Genomic DNA, 26,076 nt, shown 5'->3' with positions numbered 1-26,076 from the left:
CATGGGGACGGCCAAGCAAGAAGCGTGACAGGGGGGCGGAAGCCGTCACGCTTGGCTTGCGCAGCCATCTCCGCTTCGTCCGCACCCGCGCCCGCCTTTCAAGGCCGTCATCGCCCGCCTCGTGCGGGCGATCCACGGAACGGCCGGGGCGGCTCCGTCTGGAGGAGCACCCTTCCTGCGGCGGGGTGGATCCCCCGGACAAGCCGGGGGATGACGGCGGGATGAGAGCCGTGCGAGCGGCAGCAGTTCGCCGGCGCCCCCTACTTCTCCACGAACGCCTTCTCGATCACATAATGCCCCGGCTCGGACATGCTGCCCTCGGCGAAGCCCTGCGCATCGAGCAGGCCGCGGATGTCGGCGATCATGGCGGGGCTGCCGCACAGCATCACCCGGTCGTGCGCCTTGTCGAGGGGCGGCAGGCCGATGTCGGTGAAGAACTTGCCGGAGGTCATCAGGTCGGTGAGCCGGCCCTGGTTGCGGAACGGCTCGCGGGTGACGGTGGGATAATAAATCAGCCGCTCGCGCACCTCCTCGCCGAGGAAGGGGTCTTCCGGCAGCTCCTTCGTGAGGTAGTCGGAATAGGCCAGCTCCTCCACCGTGCGGCAGCCGTGGGCCAGCACCACCTTGTCGAAGCGCGCATAGGTGTCGGGATCGCGGATGATGCTGAGGAAGGGCGCGAGCCCCGTGCCGGTGCCGAGCAGATAGAGGGTACGGCCGGGCAGGAGATTGTCGTGGATGAGGGTGCCCGTGGGCTTCTTCCCCACCAGGATGCGGTCGCCCACCTTCAGATGCTGGAGGCGCGAGGTGAGCGGGCCGTTCTGGACCTTGATGGAGAAGAATTCCAGCTCCTCGTCATAGTTGGGCGAGACGATGGAATAGGCGCGCACCAGCGGGCGGCCCTCCACCTCCAGCCCGATCATGGTGAACTGGCCGTTGATGAAGCGCAGCGCCGGGCTGCGGGTGGTGCGGAAGCTGAACAGGGTGTCGGTCCAGTGATGGACGCTGAGCACTTCCTGCGTCTCGAAATTGCTCATGGACGATCCGATGGCTTAAGGCCACGCGCACGGCGCCGGACGCGCGCAAGGGCGCGCCCGCGGGGCACGGGGCGAATTGACGATGGACGGATCCAGACATATAACTAACTAGTGAGTTAAGCAAGACGGAGCTCAGCGCCAGAAGGCCCGGCGGCACCGCGGCATGGGCAGGACTGGCAGGGGAGGATCGGCATGGCGATGCGCGTGCTCAGCGCGGACGAGGCAGCGCGGCTCGTGGAGAGTGGCGACACCCTCCTCATCGGCGGCTCGGGCGGCGGCCATGCAGTGCCGGACACCCTGATCGCAGCCGTGGCCGAGCGCTTCCTGAAGGAAGGCGCGCCGCGCGGCATCACCACCGTGCATCCCGTGGGCCTCGGCGACCGCAAGACCCGCGGCGTCGGCCACCTCGCCCATGACGGCCTGCTGAAGCGCGTGGTCTGCGGCACGCTGGTGGATTCCCCGCCGGTGGAGAAGATGGCGCTGGAGGACCGCGTCGAGGCCTATACCCTGCCGCAGGGCGCGCTCTCCCAGCTCACCCGCGAGATGGCCTCCGGCCGCCCGGGCCTCGTGACCCATGTGGGCCTCAACACCTTCATCGACCCGCGCCTCGGCGGCGGACGGCAAAGCCCCTCGGCCACCGAAGACCTGGTGGAAGTGGTTCAGCTCGCCGGCCGGGAATGGCTGTTCTACAAGCCCTTCGTACCCAACATCGCCTTCCTGCGCGGCACCACGGCGGACGAGGACGGCAACATTTCCATGGAGCAGGAGGCCATCTTCGGCGAGATGATCTCCATGGCGCAGGCGACCAAGCGCGCCGGTGGCATCGTCATCGTGCAGGTGAAGCGCCTCGCCCGGCGCGGCACGCTGAACCCCAAGATGGTGAAGATCCCGGGCATCCTGGTGGACGTCGTGGTGGTCGATCCCGGCCAGATGCAGACCTATGTCTCGGACTACAATCCCGCCTATGCGGGCGAGTTGAAGATCCCGCTCTCCGCCATCGCGCCCTTGCCGTTCGATCCGCGCAAGGTCATCGCCCGGCGCGCGGCGCTCGAGCTTTATGCGGGGGCGGTGTGCAATCTCGGCTCCGGCATCTCCACCGGCATCGCCACCGTGGCGGCGGAGGAAGGCTGCCTCGATGCCATCACCCTCACCAACGAGCAGGGCCTCATCGGCGGCGCGCCGGCGAGCGGCAACGAGGTGGGCGCCAGCCGCAACTTCCACGCCATGATCGACCAGCCCTACCAGTTCGATTTCTACGACGGCGGCGGGCTGGACATCGCCTTCCTGTCCTTCGCCGAAGTGGATGCGCAGGGCTCGGTGAACGTCTCGCGCTTCTCGGACCGCATCATCGGCCCCGGCGGCTTCATCAACATCTCGCAGAACGCCAAGAAGGTGGTCTTCTCCGGCACCTTCACCTCGGGCGGGCTCGACATGTCCTGGCCGGACGGCCAGACGGTGATCCGCAAGGAGGGACGGGACTTGAAGTTCGTCGATCGCCTCCAGCAGCTCACCTATAGCGGCGCCTATGCCGCCGGCATCGGGCAGGAGGCGCTCTATGTCACCGAGCGCGCGGTGTTCCGGCGCGGCGCCTCCGGCCGGCTGGAGCTGATCGAGATCGCCCCCGGCATCGATCTGGAGCGCGACGTGCTCGCGCACATGGATTTCCGCCCTGATATCGCGCCCGATCTGCGACTGATGGATCTGGCATTGTTCCATCCGCAATCGATCGGACTTGAACAGCGGCTCGCCGTGTCGCAACGTTCGCCGCGCGGGCCCGGCGCAAGACTCAGCGCTTGAGCGGGCGCGCGCTCGTCACGTTTCCTGTTTCGTTGCCAGTTCCGGACCCTGCGATGCCCGCATCCCCTCCCGCCCGCAAGGCGGCCCGCTCCACCACCGCCGCCCCGCAGCGCGAGGCGGCGACGCGGGATGCGGACAAGACGCGGCTGAACATCCTTGAGGCCGCCGAGGCGGAATTCGCCGCCAAGGGCCTCGCCGGCGCGCGGGTGGACGTGGTGGCCGAGGAGGCCGGCGCCAACAAGCGCATGATCTATTATTACTTCGGCAGCAAGGAAGACCTCTATCTGGCGGTGCTGGAGCGCGTCTATACCGACATGCGCGTCGCGGAGGCCGAGCTGGCGCTGGAAGCCATGGCGCCGCTTGCGGCCATCACCTGCCTCGCGGAATTCAAGTTCGACTATCCCGCCCAGCACCCCCACCTCATTCCGCTGCTCAACAGCGAGAATTTGCTCGGCGGCGAATATCTGCGCCGCTCGCTTCGCCTGCGCGAGATGCAGATTTCCCTCATCGCCCGGCTGGAAGCCATCCTCGCGCGGGGCGCGGCCGACGGCACGCTGCGGGCCGGCATCGACCCGCTGCACCTCTATCTGACCATCTCCGCCGTCAGCTATTTCTACTTCTCCAACAACCCCACCCTCTCCACCGCCTTCGGCCGCGACCTCGCCACCCCCGACGAGCGCGCGGCGCGGCGCCGGCACGTGGTGGATGTGGTGACGCGGTATATCGAGAGGGTGTGAGGGGGCGGGAGGCCTCGGAGCGTCTGGGTAGAAGCGCCTGCGGTTGTGCGGCTCGGCCTCGTTGACCCCCAAGCCGTCATGGCCGGTCTTGTCCCGGAAGTCGGCTGTTGCCGACTTCCGCCCCTGGGAACCGAACCCGCAAACATGCGGGTTCCGGCCATCCACGTGGACCGGCCGGGAACGCCTTCCACGCATCGTCCCCTCCGCCCGACGTGGATGCCCGGGACAAGCCCGGGCATGACGGCGCCTCAGGGGAAATGCCATCCCTCGATGCCCTAGCGATCTCCCCTCTCCCCTTGCGGGAGAGGGGCCGGGGGTGAGGGGGCCGACGCTGCAATCCCCACAGTGGGAAAGCGGCAGGAACACCCCTCACCCCAACCCTCTCCCGCAAGGGCAGAGGGAGCACGGCTGGCGCCTCACGCCGCACCGTTCCCGCCTGCATCCTCCCCACGCCACCCGCATTGACAGCCCCGCCTTACCCATATTAACTAACCAGTTACATAAACAAGAACGCCCGCCGCAAGGCTCGCATCCGAAACGCCCCGAGAAACACCCCAAGGAGCCCTCCATGAAGTATGGGGATTTCCCGAAGATCACGTCCTTCTCCGGCGTCGCCGGCTTTCGCGCGCATCTCGCCGAGCTGGGCGCAAACATGCCCTGCGACGACATCGTCGCCCACGGCCCCGACCAGCCGCTGGCCGCGCCGCTGACCGTGGACGGCATGACCATCGGCAACCGCTTCGCCATCCACCCCATGGAGGGCTGGGACGGCACCCGCGAGGGCGCCCCCACCGAGAACACGAAGCGGCGCTGGCGGCGGTTCGGCGAGAGCGGGGCGAAGCTCATCTATGGCGGCGAGGCGGTGGCCGTGCGCCATGACGGGCGCGCCAACCCGCTCCAGCTGGTGATGACCGAGGCGACGCAGCCGGCCATCGCCGGTCTGCGCGAGACGGTGATCGAGGCCCACAGGGAGGCCACCGGCAATGACGACAACCTCGTCATCGGCCTCCAGCTCACCCATTCCGGCCGCTTCTGCAAGCCGAACGACAATCGCAAGTTCGAGCAGATGATCCTCTACCGCCACCCGGTGCTCGACCGGAAGTTCGGCATTCCGGAGGAGTATCCGGTGATGTCGGACGACGACATCTGGCGGCTGATCGACGATTACATCACCGCCGCGAAGCGCGCCCAAGCCTGCGGCTTCGACTTCGTGGACCTGAAGCACTGCCACGGCTATCTCGGCCACGAATTCCTCTCCGCCCGCACCCGTCCCGGCGTCTTCGGCGGATCGCTGGAGAACCGCACCCGCTTCCTGCGCGAACTGGCCGCCGGCATCCGCGCCGCCTGCCCGGGGCTGAAGTTCGGCGTGCGCCTCTCGGCCATCGACCTCATCGCCTACCGGCCCGATCCGGCGGCGAGCGTGCCGGGCATCCTCGGCCCCGGCGTGCCGGAGAACGCGGCCGGCGCTTTGCCCTATGTCTACGGCTTCGGCACCGATGCGGGCGACCCCACGGCCTACGACCTCAACGAAACCTTCGAGATGTTCGAGGTGCTGCGGGCGCTGGACATCCACCTCGTCAACGTCACGCTCGGCAGCCCCTATTACAATCCCCATGTCACGCGGCCGGCGAGCTATCCGCCCTCCGACGGCTACCAGCCGCCGGAAGACCCGCTGCTGGGCGTGATGCGCCATCTGGAGGTGGTGCGGGCGCTGAAGGGACGCTTCCCGGACTTTACCCTCATCGGCTCCGGCTACACCTATCTGCAGGAATTCCTGCCCAACGTGGCGCAGGCGGTTGTGCGGCAGGGCTGGACGGATTTCGTCGGCCTCGGCCGCATGGTGCTCTCCTATCCCGATCTGCCGCTGGACGTGCTGCACGGCCGCGCCTTCCAGAAGAAGAAGGTGTGCCGCACCTTCTCCGACTGCACCTCGGCGCCGCGCAACGGCATCGTCTCCGGCTGCTATCCGCTGGATGCGTTCTACAAGAAATCCGAAGAGTTCAAGCAGCTCGCGGCGGTGAAGAAGGCGGCGAAGACCGCTTAAGTCATCCGGGAGGACGCCATGGCGGAGATCGCACCGGGGGCGCGGATCGCCTTCCTCGGCACCGGCATCATGGGCGGGCACATGGCGCGGCGGCTCGCGCAGGCCGGCTTCCATGTCGCCGCCTGGAACCGCAGCCGGGCGAAGGCGGAGCCGCTGCTCGCCTGCGGCGCCACCATCGCCGAGACGCCCGCCCAAGCGCTCAAGGGGGCGGAGGCGGCGGTGGTGATGCTCTCCACCGGCGCGGTGATCGACGAGGTGCTGTTCTCCGGCGCCGTCCTCGATGCCCTGAAACCGGGCGCGTCGCTGGTGGTGATGAGCTCCATTCCCGTGGAGACCTGCCGGGCGCAGGCCGCGCAAGCCGCCGCGCGGGGCATCTCTTACGTGGATGCGCCCGTCTCCGGTGGCGAGGTGGGGGCGCGGGAGGGCACCCTCGCCATCCTCGCGGGGGGCGATGAAGCCACCATCGCGGACCTCTCCCCCCTCTTCGCCCCCATGGGGCGGGCGACGCGCATCGGGCCGGTGGGGACGGGGCAGCTCGCCAAGCTCGCCAACCAGATCATCGTCGGCGCGGCCATGGCCGGCGTCGCCGAGGCGTTCGCCTTCGCCGCGAAGGGCGGTGCGGACCTTAAAAACCTGCGCACGGCGCTGATGGGCGGCTTCGGCGACTCCAAGGTGCTGAACCTCCACGGCGCGCGCATGGCGGCGCGGGATTTCGTGCCCGGCTCCCCGGCGCAGTATCAGCTGAAGGACCTGAAGACCGCGCAGGCGCTGGCGGGCGAGATGGGGCTGAGCCTCACCTTGCTCGACACGCTCGCCGGCCTGTTCACGGACATGATGGCCCATGGCGGCACGGACCGCGATGTCTCCGCCATCTTCGAGGAGGTGGAGCGCCGCTCCGCCGCCCGCGCGCATGGGAGAAGAAGCATGAGCGACCCCGGCACGGACGGCGCCATCCGCGTCACCCACGAGGGGGCGGTGGCGCGCCTCGTCATCGACCGGCCGCGCAAGCACAATGCCATCACCCCCGCCATGGCCCGCGACCTCGCGGCGGCCTGCGCGGCGCTGGATGCGGACGAACAGGTGCGGGTGGTGCTGCTGACCGGCGGCGGGGAGAAGGCGTTTTCCGCCGGCTCGGACATGAACGCCCTCGGCGAGATCACCGACCTCTGGGCCTTCCGCAACCGCGTGGAATATGCCGCCGTGGTGCGCGACATGCGCAAGCCCGTCATCGCGCTGCTGCGCGGCTGGGTGCTGGGCGGGGGGCTGGAGATCGCGCTTGGGGCGGACATCCGCATCGCCGGCACATCCGCGAAATTCGGCGCGCCGGAGGTGACGCGCGGCTGGGTGGGCGGCGGCGGCGCCTCCCAGATGCTGCCGCGCCTCGTGGGCTACGGGCAGGCCATGCGCCTGCTGCTCTCCGGCGACACCATCGATGCGGAGCGCGCGCGCGCCATCGGCCTCGTGGAGGAGGTGATTGAAGACGACGCCCTCGACGCGCACGCCACGGCGCTGGCCCAGCGCATCGCCACCTTCAGCCCCCTCGCCACCCAGGCCGTCAAAGCCGCCACCCGCGCCGCCCTCTCCATGCCGCTGGAGGCCGGCATCCGCCACGAGAACGAACTGCACGTGATCTGCATGAGCGACCGGGGCCGGCAGGAGGGGATTGCGGCGTTTCAGGAGGGGCGGGAGGGGCGGTTTTGAGGGGTGGGGTTCCTCAAAAACCACCTTGATGGCAAGTCGGACGCCATTCAACCGACAACGATTAACCACTTGGAGTGGCTCAACCGAAACTGCAGAATTACAGCCCCATATCTTTAACGTACTGCGTGGCCTTTTCGAGAACATACTTCTTCAAGTGCGCCTCCGAAAGGGTATTTTGCGCCTGCTTGATTTCACCAGCCACGCCAACACCGCTCGTTCGCCAAGTTGGCTCTAGGCATATGTACTCGCCATCGCCCAACTCAATTTGGATATCTGGCTGCAACGAGCTTCCCGGAAGCGATTTTTTTTCGCTTATTACCTTCAATGATGGAGCGTCTTCCGAAAGACAAACCGCTATTAATTGACCAAGAGCCTTGTTTAGCGGCTTATCATCCTTAGACGCAGCGACCTGAATCCGAAGGAATTCGTCAACGGTTTCCTTGCTCAATTGTCGTGGGCCGGCATATGGGGATGTCTCTATTCCAACTTGATCCAAAATTGATTTGTACAATCGGCAGGATTTCATGGCTTGCTTCGACTGCTCAAGATTTGTAGCGGGCTGCTTCAACCGAGCCTTCAACGCATCATCGCCGAAAGAACGAACAGCCGCCAGCGAAACATTCGGTGGCAACCCAAAAAGTCGAACATCGATTGCGCGCAATAAATGGGCTAATTGCCCGCGCCTACTTTTCCAATCTGCCACATATAGCGCCTCCTGATCCGGTCGATCGATCATTTCTCCGACTTTATCTATATCTATTTTGCTTTTAATTCCTTGTGTGAGCGCATCTGCGGTTGCATTCAGTATCTTCACGTCATCACCCGGCAACACAATCCAAAGATGAGATACTGATTTTTTCTTGAGAATTGACCAAGTTTCGTCTCTATTTTGATTCGATATTGCCGTTACTTTTGAATAAAAATCGGAGATCGTATCGCACTTTGGAATAACCTCTACCGCCGCCTCCCGCGTTATACCAAACGCCTCCAATCCATCGCCTGTTAAAGTACGGCTAGTATTGTCAGCAAGATCAAAATATCGATTCTTTCCAATTCCTTTGAAATGGAATTGACCGCTCGAATCGGCGTCAGCCATCGAATCTCGTCCGACTGACCATGCTGTAGTGGAGATATGATCTGCACTTTCAGGCTTAGTGATCGGCCAAAGAACCACCGCATCACCCCCCGGCTCACGAAAAGTGTTCAGAAGCTCTCCAAACACCTCCTCAACCATTGCGAGCTCGGCAGCCGTAGGGTTATCGCGCCGATCTATCAACACAATCCTGCTCTTATCATCTCCCGGAATCACGCCATTTTTTACGAATTTTGGAAGATCAGACAGAGGGCTCTCTTTGGGGAAACTAACCACTCTGACACCCTCAAAAAAACGAGGAAGAGTTTGTAGAAACGTTGTCTTCCCTGACCCGGACAGACCGTATATCACTTCGATGACACCTCCTCCGCCATCGCGCGTGCGCCGAAGCAGAGCGTCAATCCGAAGAGCCGCGTCGTCGACACGCTCTACAACCTCGCTAGGGTCCACCTCCGCCTTCGCGGCCCGCTCCGCAAGAAATTCCCACCGGCGGGGCAATTCAAGTCGACGAAGTGGGTTTGCGCGTTCAGTCATCGTGAATCCGAGCAGAAGATGGCGCAAAAAACTGCCCGAGTCTGCGCGTAAATACAAGCCTAAGTTGTTGACCATAGACCAGCCCCCACCCTCCCCACCGCCCCGAAATCCGCCTCCACCCGGCCCGCGCGCTCCAACCGCACCGGCGCCGTCGCCGTGCCGGTGGTCACGATCTGCCCCGCCCGCAAGGGCGCGCACAAGGGCTGGGCGTTGGCGAGGTGCTGGACGGCCTTGAGCGGGTCGCCGAGGATGCGGACGCCGCTGCCGGTCTCGATCTCGATGCCATCGATGAAGAGCGTGACGGGGCCGGCGCGGTCGAGGGCGCGCCAGTCGGTCACCGGCGGGCCGGGGATGAAGGCGCCGTTGCCCATGCTGTCGGCGAGGCGCAGGGCGCCGGGGGCATCCGGGGGCACGCGGCCATCGGCGATCTCGAAGGCGGGGAGCAGCGCGGCCACCGCATCCGCGATCTCCTCCTGCGTGTAGGGCGTTTCGCGCGGGGGCAGGTCTCGGCCCAGCAGGAAGGCGAATTCGCATTCCAAGAGAGGCGCGACGAAGCGGGAGAGCGGCACCTCCGCAGGCGACGGAAACACCCAGCCGGAGAGCAGCGGCCCGGCCACCGGCCGCGTGCCGCCATAGGCCGCGCGGTCTTCTTCCTTCAGCGCCGTGACCTTCCAGCCGCGGATGGTCTCGCCGGACAGGCGGACGATCTCGGCCTGCACCTGATAGGCCTCCTCCGGCGTCGCGGGCAGAAGGGTGTCGGCGGGCAGCTCCGCCAAGAGGTCCACAAGGCGCGCGTCCTGCCGCGCCGCGTGCAGCAGGCCGGCGAGGCGGGCGGCGTCTTCCGTCTTCATGGCGTGGTCTGCGGGGCGAGGCCGAAATAGGCCATCATCAGGTCGCGCTGGCCATCCAGCATGTGCTTGCCTTGGTGGATGGCGCAGCCGCGCGCGGCGGCGGCGTGGAGCAGGGCCGTCGTCTCCGGCTTCATCAGCACCTCGGCGACGAGGGTTTCCGGGTCCGCCTTCTCCACATCGAAGGAGAAGGGATCGGAGGGCTCAAGGCCCAGCGGCGTCGCATTCACCGCCAGATCATGGCCGGAGGGGTCGCGCGTGCCGAAGGCCGTCTCGATGTGCGGGTAGGCCGCCTTCACCCGCTTAAGCAGCGCCTGCCCCATGGCGGGCGTGCGATCGAAGATCGTGAGCCGCGCCATGCCCGCCCCCGCCAGCGCGAAGGCAATGGCGCTCGCCGCCCCGCCGGCACCGGCGATGTAGACGGATTTGCCCTGCGGCCCCCAGCCCGCCTTGGCGAGGCCGGCGACGAAGCCGTGTCCATCCAGCATGGTGCCGGTGAAGGTGCCATCCGCCTCCCGCCGTACCGTGTTCACCGCGCCCACCTTATCCCCGTCCCCCACCAGCCGGTCTACAATGCCCGCCACCCGCGCCTTGTGCGGCGCCGTGACGATGAAGCCATCCAGATTGGCGATGGCCTTGAGACCCGCCATGGCGGTTTCGAGTTGGTCCGGGCGGATGTGGATGGGCACGCAGACGGCATCGATGCCGTGCTCGGCGAAATACGCATTGAACACGAGCGGCGTGCGCACATGGCCGACGGGATCGCCGATGATGGCATAGAGGCGGGCGGTGCCGGCGACCATGGGGGCTCCTGCAGTAACTATCCGGTTAGGTGGTTTTCGGAGCGCGATTTGAGGCGCGCCTGCCCCCGCCTTGCGGGCGGGGGCCGTTTCGATTCAGCTGACAGGCTGCCGAACGGCACCGATTCCCCCGGTGAAAGGGGGCCTGACAGCACCGACATCGCGGTCAGTTCGGCAGGAAATCGTTGGTGTAGAACTTGCCGCCCTGGGCGGGATCAAGCTCCACGCCGGAGTATTTGCTGAGTATATCCAGCGTGCCGGAAATATCCTTGGGGTCCGTCCACAGGGGCGGCTTCTTCTCGGTGAGGGCGGTGTGGAGAAGCGGCAGGGTCACAGTCCAGCTGGCAAGAAGAGTCTCGCGTTTGCCGGCCTTGGGGTTCACCTTCAGCATGGCATCCACGGCAGCCTGCGGATTTGACTTGGCTTCGGCGATGGACTTCTGCAGCGCGCGCAGGAAACGCTTGGCCAGGTCGGGGTTTTTCTCCAGAAGATCCGGCCGCACGATGACGGAGCCGTTCACCGTATTGACGCCGAAATCGGCGAAAAGCATTGCGTAGACAGGCTTTCCGGTGGCTTCCTCGATCAGCGGTTTCTGGTCGTTGACGTTGCCGAGGAGGAAGTCGGCCTGGCCGGAAATCACAGCATTGCGCTTGGTGGCGGCATCACCGGTGATGACCTTCACCTGGTTGTCCTGGATGCCGTTAACCTTCAGAAGGGCCGGCCACAGCTGGGAAAAGCTGTCGCCTGGCGTATAGACGACAGTCTTACCAATCATGTCCTTGGGAGTGCGGATGTTCTTGTCCGCAAAACCTTGCACGGCCATGGGGCTTTTCTGCAGCATGATGCCCACGGCCTTGATGGGGGCGCCCTTGACGGCCGCCTTCACCATGGTGCCGAAATCCGCATAGCCGAACGTCGCCGACCCCGCCGCCACCGCCTGCACGGTCGCCCCGGAGCCGCGCCCCTCCTCCACGGAAAGCTCAATGCCTTCCGCTGGGAAATAGCCTTTCTCGATACCGAGATAGAAGGGGGCGTGTTCGCCGTAATTGTACCAGTTCAGCAGCAGCGTCACCTTGTCCGCTGCGGCAGCTGAGAGGGTGCTGCACAGCAATATGCTCGCGGCACCCAGAGCCCATGCGCCGAATGTCTTCCCAAGCGCCATTCTATCCTCCCGCTCACGCGCTCGCATCTTGGCGAGCCTTGTTGATTGTCTCCGTTCCACCACCTTGGCGGGTGGTTGGAACGGGCGGCCGCCCCACCGTGCGGAGGGGTTCGGCCTCGATTATCTAACCATATAGTTACGTCCGACACGTGACCTGTCAAATGCCCTTCCGAGGCGGCGGTGTGCGGAAAATCGTACCTGCAAATTTTGTCGCTGATCTCGAGCCTTGTGGGCCTACAATCTGCACCCTGCGGGGGCGAGAATCCGGAGAATGGCGTGAGCGGGCCAGGCCGAACGGCGGAGCAGACCCCGACGGAAGGGACGGAGCCCCATCCGCCGCAGGGCGACACCCCGCTGGCCCTTATGGCTCAGCTCTTCGCCGCCCAGCGACACGCCTCGCGGCAAGAGCCTCCCCCACCGGCCGAGGCCCGCCGGCAGGCCTTGTCGGCGCTGGAAACGATGGTGCGCAGCCATCTTTCCGAGATCGCCCAGGCCATCTCGCAGGATTTCGGCGGGCGGGCGGTTGCCGAGACGGAACTTCTCGAAGCGGTGCCGCTGCTCGGCGCCGTGCGCCACGCCCGGCGCCATCTCGCCCGCTGGATGCGTCCGGAGCGGCGGCTTGTGGCATGGCAGTTCCTGCCGTCCCGCGCCTATGTGCGGCACGAGCCGCTGGGGGTCGTCGGCATCCTGTCGCCCTGGAACTATCCCCTGCTGCTCACGCTCTCGCCGCTGGTGGATGCGCTCGCCGCCGGCAACCGGGCGCTGCTGAAGCCGTCCGAGCTGACGCCCTGCTTCTCCGCCCTGCTGGCGCGCCTGATAGGCGAGGCCTTTCCCGCGGATCGCGTCGCGGTCGTCACCGGAGGGCCGGAGGTTGCGTCGGCCTTCTGCGCCCTGCCGTTCGATCATATCGTCTTCACCGGCTCCGGCGCTGTCGCCCGCAAGGTTCTGGCCGCTGCGGCACCGAACCTCACGCCCGTAACGCTGGAGCTGGGCGGCAAGTCACCGGCCATCGTCTGCCCGGACTATCCCCTCGCCGCCGCCGCGCGCAGCATCGCGCTCGGCAAGTTCCTGAACGCGGGCCAGACCTGCGTGGCGCCGGACTATGTGCTGGCACCCCACGACAAGACCGAGGAACTCGCTGAGGCCATCCTCGCAGAGGTCCGGCGCGCCTGGCCGGCCATCGAGGACAATACCGACTATACCGCCGTCATCGAGCCGCGACACTTCCAGTGGCTTGCTGCAGCCGTCGAGGAGGCCCGCGTGGGCGGGGCGCGCACCTTCGTGCATGGGATCGAGGGAGAGAGGGGGCGCTTTCCGCCCAGCATCGTGCTGGATGCCCCGCCGGACAGCGTGCTCCTGCGGGAGGAGATCTTCGGTCCGGTCTTACCCATCGTCCCCTACCAGAACCTCGACGACGCCCTGGCCTTCATCGTCGCGCGGGAGCGGCCTCTGGCGCTCTATTGCTTCACCCATGACCGCGCCATGCGCGAAAAGCTGCTCGGCGGCGCGACATCGGGCGGCGTGACAGTGAACGGCACATTGCTGCACGTGGCGCAGGAGGGGCTGCCCTTCGGCGGCGTCGGACCGAGCGGCATGGGCGCCTATCATGGCCGCGACGGCTTCCTGCGCCTCTCCCATGCACGGGCGGTGCATGTCGCGGGCCCGGTCAACGTGCTGGAATGGCTGGGACCGCCCTACGGCCGCTTCGCCCGCTTCGTCGCCGACCTGATGATCGGACGACGGAAGGGCTGAGCGTTCGGGGTGTGTCAAGAAGAGCCGATGGCACGAGGCCCGCCCACTGATTTCATTGCCCGACTTGGGACGAACGGGTCAGACCTCGGCCTGCCGTTCAATCCTCTTCCCGGCCGCGACGGCGGCGGACCTTGAAATCGGCCTTCAGCTCCGCGCGGCTGTAGTGATTGTTGCCCTCCACCAGCTGGGTCAGCATGGCGAGGAAGGCCGAGCGATACTCCGGATCAAGCGGCTCCAGCAGGCGCTGCTGGGCGCGAACCATGGCGCTGTACATCTCGCCCACTAGCGCCCGCCCCTGCTCGGTGAGGAAGGCGTTCATGGCGCGCCGGTCCGTCTCCGACCGCTCGCGGCGGACGAGGCCGCGCTCGGAAAGCCGTTCCAGCACGTCAGCGACGTTGGTGCGGTCGATGCCCACCTCGACGCCGATGGTGCGCTGGTCGCTGCCGGAATGCTGGAGCAACGTGGTCATCAGGCCGTACTGCACGGGCGTGATGTTGAAGGCCTTGCACTCCTCCAGGAAGATGGCGGAGTGGATCTGGTGCAGCCGGCGCACGAGATAGCCAGGGCGCTCCCAGAGCGGCATGGTCGGCGAAGAACCATCGCGAGCGGCAGGCATCTCCCGGGGCTCAGCATCCGCGCGAACGGACGAAGCCGCTCTGTTCCGCGCACGTGCCGGCTCCTGCTCGGGGGACTGTCCGATCTCCTGGGCCTTCTGCGCCCCCCTTCGCCGGCGTCCCGCATCCCGACCACGGGCGGCGGTTGCGTCCAAGGCGCCGGAAGCCGTCATGTCCTTCCCCTTCAAGGCCTCACCTTCCATCTTTCTCGAACGGCGGCGCGAGACTGCACTGCGCTGCATAACGCCTTGGCCGGAAAGGATGGGAGCACAACCACCGCCACGCCGGCAAGCGCCAGCACCTCTCGTCGAATCCCGCTCTGGAAGAGCCTTCCCACCAAGGGCACGTTTCGTGCAGTGTACCACATTGTATCACGCTCGATACGGGCTTTTCCCGTGAGGCAAGAACACTGGAAGCGCTATCAGAAAAGGATCAATCCGATGTTTGGACTGTCTGCCCCGGCCCTCCTTGCATCAATTATGAGCTGTATGCTGATTACCCTCCCAGCACATGCAGCAGATGTGATCCGCGTACGGCTCGACTGGACGCCATGGGGTAACCATGCCCCGTTCCACCTTGCCGCAAAGAAAGGCCTGTTCGCCGCGAACGGGCTCGACGTGGAGCTGGTGGATGGTATCGGCTCCGTGTCCACCGTGCAGATCGTCGGCAATGGCGAATATGACGTGGGCCATGCGTCTCTCGCCCCCATGGCGATCGCCCGCGCCAAGGGATTGCCGGTGAAGGCCATCGCCGGCTTCATACGCCAGAACGACATCGGCCTCCTCGTTCCGAAAGACAGCGGCATCAACGGTCCGGCCGACCTGAAGGGCAAGAAGCTCGCCTTCACCGCGGGCTCGCTGGAGGCCCCCTTCATCGATCGCTTCCTGGCCGCGGGCGGCCTGAAGCGCTCGGACGTGGAACTGGTGGCCGTGGATGCGTCCGCAAAGGGCGGCACCTACATGGCGGGACGCTCGGACGGGGTCTTCTCCACCGTGCCCTTCATCCTGCCGGTGGTGAATGCGCAGCGCCCGTCCAACACCATCAATTTCACGACCTATGGACTGGCCTTCCCCAGCTTCGGCCTGTTCGCGACGGAGAAGAGCATCGCGGCCAAGGCCGACGCCCTGCGCCGCTTCTCGAGCATCGTTGCCGGCATGTGGACCTACATCATGAACGGACACGAGGATGAGGCCGTTGCCGCCATCGTGGAGGCGCGACCCAACGCCAAGCTCAATCCGGCCATCCTGCGTCAGCAGATCGACGTGCTGAAGGGCTTCGTCTCCACCCCGGCCACCCAGGACAAGCCCATGGGCATCATGGCCGAGGCCGATTGGACCAAGGCGCTGGACGTGCTGGCGGAAGGCGGGCTGGTGCCTGCAGGTCAGGCTGCGCCCAGCTATTTCACCAACGACTTGATCGATACCAATCTGTCGAGCCGGATCGCATCCGGGAAATAGGACGCATCTCCCGCAGCCGGCCACCCGGCTGCGGGACGTCTCAGACGGAAAGCGCCGCGGCGGGACAGACCGGAGCGGGGATCTGAGCCGCAAGTCCCGCAGCAGCCGAAAGCAGCGCCATGTCGGCGTTCCACCGTCCCACCAGTTGGACGGCGAGCGGACCGCCATTTTCCGCAAGCCCGACGGGAACGGCGAGCGCGGGGTGGCCGGACAGGTCGAACAGGGACAGGGCCGATGTCCATTCCGCCCGAAGCGGACCGACCGCCTCGCCGTCGATCACCAGCGGCTCCGAAAGGTCGAAGTCCGCCGCCACCAGCGGGGCTGACAGGCAGGGGGTCAGGATGAAGTCGTACTGCGCGAACTTCGCCTGAACGCCCCGGAACAACTGGGCACGGGCCACCTGCGCCCGCATCAGATCGAGCGCGCTGAAGCCCCGCGCGGCCTCGATCCCGGCCCGCAACGCCGGCGACAGCCGCGCGAAATCGTCTGCGGAGGTCGAGGCGAAACGCAGCGCCCAGTTGGTCTGCTGCAGGGTGCTCCAGATCGGATCGGGCGCGGCGAGGGCGTAGTCCTCCTCGACCACCTCTGCGCCGAGACGCTCCAGCGCCTGCGCCGCCACCCGGGTCGCGGCCTCGACCTCGCGCGAGACGCGGGCATTGCCGGCGCGCATCCACAGGAGCACGCGGGAGCCCTCCAGACCTGCCGCGGCCGGGGCGAGTGGCGGCGCCCGCAGACTCCAGGGGTCAGCCGGCGACGGTCCTGCGATCACCGGCAGCGTCGCCGCGATGTCGGCCACGCTGCGGGCGATCAGCCCGAGATGGATGAAGCTGCCGAACGCATCCGGCACCCGCTCGTGGGGCACGAGGCCGAGGGTGGGCTTGAAGCCATAGGTCCCCGTCGCGGCGGCCGGCAGGCGGCTGGAGCAGCCGGCATCGGTGGCGAGCGATACAGGCGTCACCCCCAGAGCGACGCTCGTCCCGGCGCCGGAGGAGGAGCCACCGCAGGTCAGCCCCGACGCGAAGGGGTTGAGCGTCAGTCCAGTCAGGGGCGACGAGCCGATTGGCGAATGGGCAAATTCCGTCGTCGTCGTCTTGCCGATGATGATGGCGCCGGCCGCCCTGAGCCGCGACACGGCCGCGATGTCCGAGGCCGCGGGCTGCGCCTCGGCGAACAGCAGCGAGCCCCAGCGTGTCGGCAGGCCGGCACAGTCCAGGATGTCCTTGACCGAGACCGGCACACCGGTGAGCGGCCCCGGCACCTGTCCAGCAGCGATGCGGGCGTCCATATCCGCCGCAGCGGCGCGGGCCCCAGCGCCATCAATGGCGGCGAAGCAGTTGAAGCCCGCCTGGGCCGCCTCCGCACGTGCCAGCGCCCCTTCCACGGTTTCCGTCACCCGCCGCGTGCCGGCCGAATGAGCTGCAGCAAGGCGCACGACTTCGCCTTCTCCCCGGTTCCGTTCCATGCTCACACCGGGATGCACAAGGCGTTGTCGATGAGCAGGCTGTCATAGATGCAGATGCGCGAGGCGAGCTTGAGGCCCCCCTCCTCCCGCACGAAGCGGTCGATGTAGCGCCCCACCTGATGGATGGTCGCATCCGGCCGGTCGAACAGCACCTGGAACACCACGTAGTTCGCCGTGGCATCGATGCTGCCGTCCGCGGCCTCCGCGACCTTGATGTTGCCGACCATGTGCCGCAGGTAGCGCGGCGCGAACATGGCGGTCTTTTCCAGCGCGAAGGCGCGGTCGCGGATCATGCCGCGGTTCTCGCAATAGATGAGGCCCACCGGCAGCTTCCGGTCGTAGTTCTCGCGCGAGATGATGTTGTAGAAGCCATTGACGGTGAACATCTCGGCCCAGTCCGCGAGGCGCTGCTCGTCGAGCGCGGAGGCATAGGCCTCGTTGAAGGCCTCCACCTCGGCCTTCAGCAGCAGCGCATCGATAAGATCGTCACGGGAAGGCGCGTTGGCGCTTGCAGGGTTCAGCATGTTCGCACCTCCTCAGGCGATGCCCATGGCGTCGCGCCAGTGGCGGTACATGGCACGGATGGCCGCTTCCGAAATGAGCGTATCGGCGGTGCCCGCCTCGGTGCCGGGATCGAGCTTTACGAGATGCTCGCCGCCCGGCACGCCGAGCATGCCATCCTGCACAAACTTGATGGCCTCGTTGTCCTCCAGCCCAAGGAAGCCGGCCGGCCCCATGAGGTTGCCCTGGCGCAGGCGATGGCGGGTCATCTCCTCGTCGTCCCCTTCGAAGCCGAACATGGTCCATTTCATGATGAACTCGTTCGGACCGGTCGGCACGATATGGCGGATGCCCAGCGTGTTCATCTCCCGCTGCACGATGAGGTTCGGCCAGATGGTCGCCATGGTGACGGACCAGGGACTGTCGAACTCGTCGATGAAGTCCATGAAGCGCGGCTCCTCGAGGGTCATTCCCTCCTTGTAGGCGCGCATTTCCTTCTTCTTGTCGGCGTCGATATGGGTGGTGTCCGACTTGGCGGAGGCCATCACCCCGTGCCGGCCGGAAGGGTCCGCCAGCATCAGCGACTTGTTGCCCGCCACCAGCAGGCCGAACGTGACCAGGAAGGTGTGCAGAAGGGTCGCGTGATAGGGGTCCTTGAGGTTCTCGTGATAGAGCTTCCAGTTGCCCGGCAGGCTATGGCGGTAATGGCCGAGCAACTTGGGCTTGCGGCCGTCGAAGGTGGCCTCGAACTCGCGCAGCACCTCGGGGCCGAGATAGTCCGGGAAGCTCTCCATGCCGTCCGCATAGGAGGCGAAGACGACGCCGCGATGGGTGGTGACGTGAAGCTGCTTCAGGCCATGGTCGGCCGGCTTGAAGTCCTTCGGCATGCCGCCCTTGCCGTCCACCCCACGGCGGAAGGGCACGCCCACGAGGTTGCCCTTCAGGTCGTAGGACCACTGGTGATAGGGGCAGACGAACTCCTTCGCATTGCCCGACAAATCCCGGCAGAACTCGGCCGCGCGATGGGCGCAGCGGTTCTCGAAGACGTGGATCGTCCCATCTTCCGCACGGGCCACCACCACGGGGGTGGGGCCAACATTGGACCGGATGAAGTCGCCGGGATTCTCGATCTCGCATTCCAGCGCGACGAAATTCCATGTGCGACCGTGGAAGATGCGCTCCACCTCGCGCTGGTACACGGTCTCGTCCGTGTAGACCCAATCCGGGATGATGGAGAGGCCTTCCTGCGGCCATACGTATTTCTTGGCGAACTGGAAGTCGGGGCTCGCGCTCATGTCGTCCTCCTCGGGATCGATCGGCGTGGGTTCGAATTCTCCCGGCGCAAGAAGACGCGCGCCGTGGGCGGCAAGGTCGAAGGGGGTGTCGGACGCCAATTCCGCGCGGGCGGCGCGGATGGCGGCGGCATCAGAGAAAGCGATCACGGCGGTGACGCGCCCGTCCGCGAGGGTGCGGTAGACAGCGCCGGCAGCGCCGTCGGTGCCGCTCAGGGCCACCTCGTCGCTGGTGGCCGGCACGCCCAGCATCTGGATATTGAGGCCGAACTGGTCAGTCCAGAACCAGGGCGCCTTCTCTGCGCGGATGGTGTCGTCGCCGGCGATGCTGCGGCCGGCGGCGGCGCCCTGCTCCTCGGCATTCTGCCAGCTTTCGAGCCGCCCGCGCCGGCCGTTGAGCGGCGCATGATGGAGCGCGCAATCGCCAGCCGCCCATATGCCCTCGACGGAGGTGCGGCCGGCAGAATCCACCACGATGCCGCCCGCCACCTCGCAGCCGGCAAGGGCCGCAAGCTCGGTCTCCGGCACAAGGCCGACGCCCACCAGAACAGTGTCAGCGACGATTTCGCCCGCCGTGGTCGCGAGAGCCAGAGCCCCGTCCCGCGCAGTGATGGCCTCGACCGCGACATCGCGCCGGACATCGACGCCATTGGCTTGCGCGAGCCGGCGGAAGGCCGCGCCAAGGGCCGGCGGCAGGAGGCGCGACATCAGTTCGTCCTCACGCTCCAGCAGCACCACCTTAAGGCCGCGGGCACGCGCTGCGGAGGCGAGCTCCAGCCCGATGAAGCCGCCGCCGACCACGGCAACGGTGCGTGCGGATGCAAGGGAGGCGGCGATGGATTGTGCATCCTCAAGAGTTCTGAGGTGATGCACGCCGGGCAGATCGTCGACGGGAACACCGAGCCGCCGGGCCGCACCACCGGTGGCGATGAGGAGGGCGGCGTAGGGAATTTCCGTTCCATCCGAGAGGGTTGCGATACGTCCCTCCGCATCGACGGCGGCGACACGCACGCCGGGATGGAAGGTCACGCCCAGCGCCGCCACGTCGGCGGGCGGGAGGCGGCAGGCGGACGCGGGATCGAAGGCGTCGCCCAGCGCTTCCTTGGAGAGCGGAGGCCGTTCATAGGGCAGATGCGGCTCGGCGCCGACGAGGTGGATCGGCGCGGAAAAGCCGGCCGCCCGGGCCGCGCGGATGGCAGCGGCCGCCGCCTGCCCAGCGCCGGCGATCACCAGAGGAAGTGGCTCGACACTTTTGATTTCAATCACTTGGTCGGCATCCGCCTCACCCTCCGCAGCGGGGCTGTCGCTGGCTCTGTCGAGATCGACGAGCACCGCGCCGCCCTCCACCTTGGCGGCGTAGGTGGCGAGGTCTCGGGTCAGGGGGGCGCACAAAGCGCGGCCCGTGCGGATGTCGAAGACGCCCTGGTGGAGGGGGCACTCGATGGTGCCGTCCTCCACATAGCCGTCCTTCAGGAAAGCCAGCGCGTGGGTGCAGATGCCGTGGGTGGCGTGGACCTCATTTCCCATACGAAACAAGGCGATAGGAACACCGTCCACCTCGACGCCGGTGACGCCGCCGTCGCGCAGCGCGTCGAGTTCCGCCACCTTCCTGAAGCCCATCGCGTCCTCCCACCGTTTCCGGCGAATTTAATCAGTATACTTTCTATTTTCGGGCGACAAGGCACCCGGCATTCAAACGTTCGGTATCAGTTCGGGGGGCGTTTCACCCAGGTTTTCACCCGTTCACCCCACGTTGCCAGCACCACTTTAAAAATGCCCAGTGCCGAAAGCCCCGCCGGAGCGGTCGGCGCCTCGCCCTTCAGGGCGGCGGCGAGATTGGTGGCGAACACCCCTGTCAGGTGCGCGACCAGGTTCTGCACCAGCGCCCCCCGCGAGAACTGGGCGAGGGGGCCGGAGATGCGGTAGCGCAGGGAGAGGTCGATGGCGCTGCCCGTGCCGGCCGGCTTCAGGGCGAAGGCGATCTCGCCGTGGGCTTTTGAGCCGGAGCCGGTGTCGCGACCTGAGCCGTTGACGAGGCCGGTGCGGGCGGCATCGTCGAAGGCCACCGTCGCGTCGCCGCCGAAGGCCGCCTTGATGGGGCCGAAGGTGACGACCATGCGGCCCTCCAGCCGCTCCCCGTCGAAGGCCGTGACCTCGGCACCGGGCAGGCAGCGGGCGATGAGGTGGATGTCCTTCAGCGCCGGCCAGACCACCTCCGGCGCGGCATCCACGGTGAGGCTCTGGCGGATCTCGCTGCCGCCGGCACCAACCGCCGCCGGCGCCGACGCCGCTTTCACAGCGGACGCCGCTGCGACCACCGGGGCGGGCGCGGCAGCCGCCGCGATGCCGACCACTTCCGCCTGCGCCGCCGGAGACTTGCCGGCCGAGACGGCGCACACGGCGTTCACGATGCCCACATAGCCGGTGCAGCGGCAGAGATTGCCGCTCAGTTCCTCACGCACCGTGCGCTCGGAGCTTTCGCCGAGGCGGCTCACGATGTCCCGCGAGGAGATGAGCATGCCTGGCGTGCAGAAGCCGCATTGCAGGGCATGGTGGGCGGAGAAGGCCTCGCGCAGTTCCGCCATCAGCGGATCGGCATCGAACCCCTCGATGGTGCGGATGTCCGCCCCGTCGCAGGCGGCGGCGGAGGCGATGCAGGAGCGCTGGGGCTTGCCGTCGATGAGCACGGTGCAGGCGCCGCACACCCCCTGCTCGCAGCCGAGGTGCGTGCCGGTGAGGTTCAGTTCCTCGCGCAGGAAATCGGCGAGATGGGTGCGCGGCTCTACCTGACGGGACAGGCGCTGGCCGTTGACGGTGAGGGTGATGGCGTTCATGCGAGCCCCGCATCGCTGAAGGCGCGGTCCACGGCCACCTGATGGAGCGCGCGGAACGCCTCCGGATGGCCCGCCAGCACGGCCTCGATTTCGTCCTGGGCGGCGGCGCGCGCCCCCGCAATGTCCCCGGCCTTGAGGCGTTCACCGGCCCCGGCCAGCACCAGCGGCGGCGCCTCCACGGCGCCCGCCACCACCCGGACGAGGCCCCGCTCGGCATCCACCACAACGGCGCCGATGGCCTGGGCAAACTCGCCGGTCTTGCGGCACACCTTGTGGTAGCCCGTCTTCGCCCCGGCGGAGAGCACCGGCACGCGGATGGCGGTGATGATCTCGTCCGCCCCCAGCGTGGTGGTGTAGGCCGCCAGCATGAAGTCGGCCATGGCGCAGGCCCGCGTGCCGCTGCGCCCGCGAATGAGGAGCGTCGCGCCCAGCACGGTCATGGTGCTGATCCAGTCCGCCGCCGGGTCCGCATGGGCGATGCTGCCCCCTATGGTCCCGCGATTGCGCACCGCGCGATAGGCGATGCCGTGCGCGACGCGGCGCATGAGGCCGGCCGTCACGTCCGGCACCACGCCGTCCTCGATCTCCGCATGGGTCCAGCCGGCGCCGATGTCGAGATGGGTCGCGCTGCCCTCAAGGGTACGCAGCTCGCTGACGCGGCGCAGGTCCACGAGCGCGGCGGGGCGGGCCAGCCGCAGGTTCAGCATCGGCCCCAGCGAGCAGCCGCCGGAGACGAGCTTTGTCCCCTCCCCTGCCAGCACGGAGAGCGCCTGATCGAGGGAGGTCGCGAGGGTGAGGTCGAAGGCGGCGGGCTTCATGCGGCGCTCCGTCCGGAGGTGGTGCGTCGCGCCTCGGCGAGGGCCGCGAGCACCCGCTCCGGCGTCGCGGGAATCTCGCACAGGGTGGCGCCGAGCCCCTTCAGCGCATCGTTGATGGCGTTCACGATGGCGCCGGCCGGGGCGATGGCGCCGCCCTCTCCCACGCCCTTGATGCCGTGGGCGGAGAAGGGCGACAGCGTCTCGGTGTGGGCGATGCGCACCTTGGGCAGCTCGGTGGGGCCGGGCAGCAGATAGTCCACGAGGGTGGAAGCGAGCGGCTGGCCCTCGGAATCGTAGGTGCTTTCCTCGAACAGCGCCGTGCCGATTCCCTGGGCGACGCCACCATAGGCCTGCCCCTCGACGATCATGGGGTTCACCATGCGCCCGCAATCCTCCACCACCACATAGTCGAGGATTTCCGTGGCGCCGGTCTTCACGTCCACGGCCACGAGGGCGGCGTGGGTGGCGTAGGAGAAGAGGCCCGTGTCCACGTCCGGTTTGTAGCCCTCGGTCACTTCCAGGCCGCCGGTATCCACTGCATCGGGCAGAACCTCGGGGGTGCGATACCAGGCGCGGGCGATCTCGGAGAAGGTCACGGATCCGGTTGGCCCGTGGATGGCGCCGCCCTCGAACCGCACCTGTTCGGCCGCGCATTGCATGAGGTGGGCGGCCAGCGCCTTCACCTTCTCCGCCAGCTTCTGCGCCGCCTTGGAGACGGCCCCGCCGGCCATGACCATGCCGCGCGAGGCATAGGCGCCGGTGGAGAAGGGCGTGGTCGCGGTGTCGCCCAGCGTCACGCGGATCTGCGCGATGGGCAGCGTGAGGATCTCGCTCGCCACCTGCGCCAGCGTCGTCTCAAGCCCCTGGCCGATGGTGTGGATGCCCGCCTTCACGTCGGCGCTGCCGTCCGGGTTCAGGCGGATGGTGGCCTGCTCGTAGCCGGGCACGAGCGGCGTGCCCCAGGAGGCGAACACCTTGGTGCCGTGGGCGGACTGCTCGGTATAGGTGGAGAAGCCGACGCCGATGCGCCGGCCGTCCTTTTCCCCCGCCTGCTGCCGGGCGCGGATGGCGTCGAAGCCGATCATCTCACGGGCGGTGGCGAGCGAGGCCGGATAGTCGCCGCTGTCGTAGAATTTCTTGGTGATGTTCAGATAGGGCATTGCCGAGGCGGGCACGAGGTTCTCCGCCCGCACGTCCACCGCCTCGCGGCCCACGGCGGCGGCAACCGCATCGATGGTCAGCTCCATGGCGAAGCACACGCCCGGCCGCGCCACGCCGCGATAGGGGGCGAAGGGCGGCTTGTTGGTGGCCACCGAAAAGGTCTTGCAGCGATAGTGGGGCCAGATGTACGGCCCCGGCAGATTGCCGCCCGCCTGCGCCGCCTCCAGGCACGCGGTGAAGGGCCACACCGAATAGGCGCCCACATTCACCGCCACTTCCGCATCGAGGGCGAGCAGCTTGCCGCGCGCGTCCGCATAGGCGGTGATGACATATTCATGCTCGCGGGCATTGGCACCGGCGGTGAGATGCTCGCGTCGGTCCTCGATCCAGCGGAAGGGCCGCTTCAGCGTCATCGCCAGCCACGCCACCAGCACTTCCTCTGGCTGGAGCAGGCACTTGTAGCCGAAGCCGCCGCCCACGTCCGGCGGGGCGATGCGGATCTGCGCTTCCGGCAGGCCCAGCGTCTCGGCAAGGCCGGCGCGGATCATGTGCGGCACCTGGGTGGAGGTGTTCACCACCAGCGTGTCGTTCTGGAAATCCCACCACGCCACCAGCCCCTTGCCCTCCATCGGGTGCATGCACTGGCGGCCGGTGCGGAAGCGCTTCTCCACCTTCACCGCGGCGGTGCGGGCGACCTCCTCGATGCCACCGGAATCGAAACTGGTTTCAAGGAACAGGTTGTCGCCCCACGCCTCATGCAGAAGCGCGGCGCCGGGGGCGCGGCCGCTGTCGCAATCGACGATGGCGGGCAGTTCCTCATAGTCGAAGAGGGTGGCTTCGCAGATGTCTTCCGCCTCGGCGCGGGTGGGCGCATAGGCCATGGCGACGATGTCGCCGACAAAGCGCACCTTGTCGCGCGCCAGCGGCGGATGGGCGGAGAGCTTGTAGCCGGGGATGGTGGAGCGGGTGATGATGTCGGCGACATCAGCGCAGTCGGCCGAGGTGAACACCTCCCCCTCCCGCCCCTGCGGCTTGGTGACGGAGAGAATGCGCGCGTGGGCCACCGGGCTGCGCAGGAAGGCGACGTCGCTCATGCCGGGCATGCGGATGTCGCCGGCGAAGCGGCCGCGGCCCATCAGGTGGCGCGCATCCTCCTTGCGGCGGACGCGGGCGCCGATGCCTTCGCCGCTGACGGCGGGATGGGTTTCATGATCCCGAGTGTCCTGGTCGACGGACATGGCGTCCCCTCAATCTTGGGCTGGCAGGGCGGCAGAGACCGCCGCCCCGCATCGTTCTCAGGTCGCGACGGCTCCGCTCACGGCCACTTGGGGGCGGAGAAGCGGAAGGAGTCGAGGCGGAAGTCCGCCACGCGCATCCAGGCGTTGGATTCGTTCAGGAAGGTCTTCCACGGCTCGTAGATCTTCTTGAAATCGGGGTTCGAGGCGGCGAGTTCCGCGAAGGTGTCGAGGGTCGCCTTGTAGACAGCCTCCATCACCGGCTGCGGGAAGGCGCGCAGCTCGACGCCGGCGGCCAGGAGGCGGCGCAGCGCCTCGGGGTTCTTGGTGTCGTAGTTCGCGAGCATCATCAGGTTCTGCTCGGTGGCGGCGGTCTCGAAGGCGGCCTTGAAGCCGGGCGGCAGCGCGTCCCAGGCTTCCTTGTTGGTCAGCGTGGTGATCTGGGCGCTGCCCTCCCACCAGCCGGGCGTGTAGTAGTATTTCGCAACCTTGTTGAAGCCGAGCTTCTCGTCGTCATAGGGGCCGATCCACTCGGCCGCGTCGATGGTGCCACGCTCCAGCGAGGGATAGATGTCGCCGGGCGCGATCTGCTGCGGCACCGCGCCGAGCTTGCTCAGAATGCGGCCGCCGAGGCCGGCGATGCGCATCTTGAGGCCCTGCAGATCCTCGACGGTCTTGATCTCCTTGCGATACCAGCCGCCCATCTGCACGCCGGTGTTGCCACAGGGGAAGGAGACCATGTTCTCCTTGCCGAACAGCTCCTGGATCAGCGCCTTGCCGCCACCGTAATAATACCACGCATTCTGCTGCCGGGCATTGGTGCCGAAGGCGATGCCGCCGTCGAAGGCATAGGCCGGGTTCTTGCCGGTGAAGAAGGAGGTGAGGGTGTGGGAGCACTCCACCGTCTTGTTCTTGGTGGCGTCGAACACCTGCGTCGCGCCGACGATCTCGCCGCCGGCGAAGGGCATCACCTCGAACTTGCCTTCGGTCAGCTCGCCGATGCGCTGGCACATGGCGACGGCCGAGCCGTAGATGGTGTCGAGGCTCTTCGGCCAGCTCGTCGCCATGCGCCACTTCACCGTGGGCTGGCTCTGGGCGATGGCCGGCGCGGCCACCATGGTCGCCGCGGAGCCGGCGGCGATCTGGGTCAGGAAGGTCCGTCTCTTCATTGTCATTCCCCTTATTTTTGACTGGTCGGCG

General features: G+C 67.0%; 19 protein-coding genes. 6 read left to right on the top strand and 13 right to left on the bottom strand.

Features of this window, described 5'->3' with window-relative positions:
- Positions 1–260: 260 nt before the first annotated feature.
- A complete protein-coding gene (locus D7006_RS01370; protein ID WP_237355275.1) occupies positions 261–1,034 on the bottom strand; it encodes a ferredoxin--NADP reductase in 774 nt (257 codons plus the stop codon).
- A 192-nt stretch (positions 1,035–1,226) separates the two neighbouring features.
- Between D7006_RS01370 and D7006_RS01365 the strand changes: the two genes are divergently transcribed.
- From D7006_RS01365 to D7006_RS25365, 4 genes are all read left to right on the top strand, one after another.
- Positions 1,227–2,831 carry an acyl CoA:acetate/3-ketoacid CoA transferase gene (locus tag D7006_RS01365; protein ID WP_237355274.1) on the top strand — a complete coding sequence of 535 codons (1,605 nt, stop codon included), beginning with the start codon at positions 1,227–1,229 and terminating at the stop codon, positions 2,829–2,831.
- 53 nt (positions 2,832–2,884) lie between these two features.
- Positions 2,885–3,568 (top strand): TetR/AcrR family transcriptional regulator, encoded by a 684-nt coding sequence (locus D7006_RS01360; protein ID WP_237355273.1) that lies wholly within the window; start codon positions 2,885–2,887, stop codon positions 3,566–3,568.
- 568 nt (positions 3,569–4,136) lie between these two features.
- A complete protein-coding gene (locus D7006_RS01355; RefSeq protein WP_237355272.1) occupies positions 4,137–5,612 on the top strand; it encodes a hypothetical protein in 1,476 nt (491 codons plus the stop codon).
- Positions 5,613–5,630: 18 nt separating this feature from the next.
- Positions 5,631–7,313, top strand: coding sequence for an enoyl-CoA hydratase-related protein (locus D7006_RS25365; protein WP_371745016.1), 1,683 nt, complete (start codon positions 5,631–5,633; stop codon positions 7,311–7,313).
- A 97-nt stretch (positions 7,314–7,410) separates the two neighbouring features.
- Here the strand turns inward: D7006_RS25365 and D7006_RS01340 are convergent, their stop codons facing one another.
- From D7006_RS01340 to D7006_RS01325, 4 genes are all read right to left on the bottom strand, one after another.
- Complete coding sequence (locus D7006_RS01340; protein WP_237355271.1) at positions 7,411–8,940, bottom strand: ATP-binding protein; 1,530 nt, start codon at positions 8,938–8,940, stop codon at positions 7,411–7,413.
- A gap of 59 nt (positions 8,941–8,999) precedes the next feature.
- The gene (locus D7006_RS01335; protein ID WP_237355270.1) at positions 9,000–9,791 is read right to left on the bottom strand and encodes a 2-keto-4-pentenoate hydratase; all 792 of its coding nucleotides are present in this window, start codon (positions 9,789–9,791) and stop codon (positions 9,000–9,002) included.
- On the bottom strand, positions 9,788–10,591 hold the full coding sequence (locus D7006_RS01330; protein ID WP_237355269.1) for a shikimate dehydrogenase: 804 nt from the start codon (positions 10,589–10,591) through the stop codon (positions 9,788–9,790). Before D7006_RS01330 ends, D7006_RS01335 begins: the two co-directional genes overlap by 4 nt.
- Before the next feature lie 163 nt (positions 10,592–10,754).
- Positions 10,755–11,750, bottom strand: coding sequence for an ABC transporter substrate-binding protein (locus tag D7006_RS01325; RefSeq protein ID WP_237355268.1), 996 nt, complete (start codon positions 11,748–11,750; stop codon positions 10,755–10,757).
- Positions 11,751–12,026: 276 nt separating this feature from the next.
- On the opposite strand from D7006_RS01325, the gene D7006_RS01320 reads away from it, so the two are divergent.
- Positions 12,027–13,502, top strand: a complete 1,476-nt coding sequence (locus D7006_RS01320; RefSeq protein ID WP_237355267.1) for a coniferyl aldehyde dehydrogenase — start codon at positions 12,027–12,029, stop codon at positions 13,500–13,502.
- Between the two features lie 97 nt (positions 13,503–13,599).
- Here the strand turns inward: D7006_RS01320 and D7006_RS01315 are convergent, their stop codons facing one another.
- Positions 13,600–14,118: a MarR family winged helix-turn-helix transcriptional regulator gene (locus D7006_RS01315; protein ID WP_210257949.1), complete on the bottom strand. Its 519-nt coding sequence runs from the start codon at positions 14,116–14,118 to the stop codon at positions 13,600–13,602.
- A gap of 486 nt (positions 14,119–14,604) precedes the next feature.
- On the opposite strand from D7006_RS01315, the gene D7006_RS01310 reads away from it, so the two are divergent.
- Positions 14,605–15,573, top strand: a complete 969-nt coding sequence (locus D7006_RS01310) for an ABC transporter substrate-binding protein (RefSeq protein WP_237355266.1) — start codon at positions 14,605–14,607, stop codon at positions 15,571–15,573.
- A gap of 40 nt (positions 15,574–15,613) precedes the next feature.
- Here the strand turns inward: D7006_RS01310 and D7006_RS01305 are convergent, their stop codons facing one another.
- From D7006_RS01305 to D7006_RS01275, 7 genes are all read right to left on the bottom strand, one after another.
- Complete coding sequence (locus D7006_RS01305; RefSeq protein WP_237355265.1) at positions 15,614–17,005, bottom strand: amidase; 1,392 nt, start codon at positions 17,003–17,005, stop codon at positions 15,614–15,616.
- Between the two features lie 32 nt (positions 17,006–17,037).
- Positions 17,038–17,559, bottom strand: coding sequence for an aromatic-ring-hydroxylating dioxygenase subunit beta (locus tag D7006_RS01300; protein WP_229645515.1), 522 nt, complete (start codon positions 17,557–17,559; stop codon positions 17,038–17,040).
- Positions 17,560–17,571: 12 nt separating this feature from the next.
- The gene (locus D7006_RS01295; protein WP_237355264.1) at positions 17,572–20,448 is read right to left on the bottom strand and encodes an FAD-dependent oxidoreductase; all 2,877 of its coding nucleotides are present in this window, start codon (positions 20,446–20,448) and stop codon (positions 17,572–17,574) included.
- An 86-nt stretch (positions 20,449–20,534) separates the two neighbouring features.
- Positions 20,535–21,662: a 2Fe-2S iron-sulfur cluster-binding protein gene (locus tag D7006_RS01290; RefSeq protein WP_237355263.1), complete on the bottom strand. Its 1,128-nt coding sequence runs from the start codon at positions 21,660–21,662 to the stop codon at positions 20,535–20,537.
- A complete protein-coding gene (locus tag D7006_RS01285) occupies positions 21,659–22,480 on the bottom strand; it encodes a xanthine dehydrogenase family protein subunit M (protein ID WP_237355262.1) in 822 nt (273 codons plus the stop codon). Before D7006_RS01285 ends, D7006_RS01290 begins: the two co-directional genes overlap by 4 nt.
- Positions 22,477–24,879: a xanthine dehydrogenase family protein molybdopterin-binding subunit gene (locus D7006_RS01280; protein WP_237355261.1), complete on the bottom strand. Its 2,403-nt coding sequence runs from the start codon at positions 24,877–24,879 to the stop codon at positions 22,477–22,479. Before D7006_RS01280 ends, D7006_RS01285 begins: the two co-directional genes overlap by 4 nt.
- A 77-nt stretch (positions 24,880–24,956) precedes the next feature.
- Entirely contained in the window at positions 24,957–26,045 is a 1,089-nt protein-coding gene (locus D7006_RS01275; protein WP_237355260.1) for a TRAP transporter substrate-binding protein, read from the bottom strand.
- Between the last annotated feature and the right edge of the window lie 31 nt (positions 26,046–26,076).

The organism is Xanthobacter sp. YC-JY1 (assembly GCF_021730305.1).
Taxonomy (GTDB): Bacteria; Pseudomonadota; Alphaproteobacteria; order Rhizobiales; family Xanthobacteraceae; genus Xanthobacter; species Xanthobacter flavus.
The sequence above is the reverse complement of the archived record's forward strand: the minus strand, read 5'-3'. Positions and strand labels throughout refer to the sequence as shown.

What these genes read in the sequence shown, in the direction of transcription:
- D7006_RS01370 (WP_237355275.1), bottom strand. Translation starts at nt 1,034, where the DNA reads ATGAGCAATTTCGAGACGCAGGAAGTGCTCAGCGTCCATCACTGGACC.
- D7006_RS01365 (WP_237355274.1), top strand. Translation starts at nt 1,227, where the DNA reads ATGGCGATGCGCGTGCTCAGCGCGGACGAGGCAGCGCGGCTCGTGGAG.
- D7006_RS01360 (WP_237355273.1), top strand. Translation starts at nt 2,885, where the DNA reads ATGCCCGCATCCCCTCCCGCCCGCAAGGCGGCCCGCTCCACCACCGCC.
- D7006_RS01355 (WP_237355272.1), top strand. Translation starts at nt 4,137, where the DNA reads ATGAAGTATGGGGATTTCCCGAAGATCACGTCCTTCTCCGGCGTCGCC.
- D7006_RS25365 (WP_371745016.1), top strand. Translation starts at nt 5,631, where the DNA reads ATGGCGGAGATCGCACCGGGGGCGCGGATCGCCTTCCTCGGCACCGGC.
- D7006_RS01340 (WP_237355271.1), bottom strand. Translation starts at nt 8,940, where the DNA reads ATGACTGAACGCGCAAACCCACTTCGTCGACTTGAATTGCCCCGCCGG.
- D7006_RS01335 (WP_237355270.1), bottom strand. Translation starts at nt 9,791, where the DNA reads ATGAAGACGGAAGACGCCGCCCGCCTCGCCGGCCTGCTGCACGCGGCG.
- D7006_RS01330 (WP_237355269.1), bottom strand. Translation starts at nt 10,591, where the DNA reads ATGGTCGCCGGCACCGCCCGCCTCTATGCCATCATCGGCGATCCCGTC.
- D7006_RS01325 (WP_237355268.1), bottom strand. Translation starts at nt 11,750, where the DNA reads ATGGCGCTTGGGAAGACATTCGGCGCATGGGCTCTGGGTGCCGCGAGC.
- D7006_RS01315 (WP_210257949.1), bottom strand. Translation starts at nt 14,118, where the DNA reads ATGCCTGCCGCTCGCGATGGTTCTTCGCCGACCATGCCGCTCTGGGAG.
- D7006_RS01310 (WP_237355266.1), top strand. Translation starts at nt 14,605, where the DNA reads ATGCTGATTACCCTCCCAGCACATGCAGCAGATGTGATCCGCGTACGG.
- D7006_RS01300 (WP_229645515.1), bottom strand. Translation starts at nt 17,559, where the DNA reads ATGCTGAACCCTGCAAGCGCCAACGCGCCTTCCCGTGACGATCTTATC.
- D7006_RS01295 (WP_237355264.1), bottom strand. Translation starts at nt 20,448, where the DNA reads ATGGGCTTCAGGAAGGTGGCGGAACTCGACGCGCTGCGCGACGGCGGC.
- D7006_RS01290 (WP_237355263.1), bottom strand. Translation starts at nt 21,662, where the DNA reads ATGAACGCCATCACCCTCACCGTCAACGGCCAGCGCCTGTCCCGTCAG.
- D7006_RS01285 (WP_237355262.1), bottom strand. Translation starts at nt 22,480, where the DNA reads ATGAAGCCCGCCGCCTTCGACCTCACCCTCGCGACCTCCCTCGATCAG.
- D7006_RS01280 (WP_237355261.1), bottom strand. Translation starts at nt 24,879, where the DNA reads ATGTCCGTCGACCAGGACACTCGGGATCATGAAACCCATCCCGCCGTC.
- D7006_RS01275 (WP_237355260.1), bottom strand. Translation starts at nt 26,045, where the DNA reads ATGAAGAGACGGACCTTCCTGACCCAGATCGCCGCCGGCTCCGCGGCG.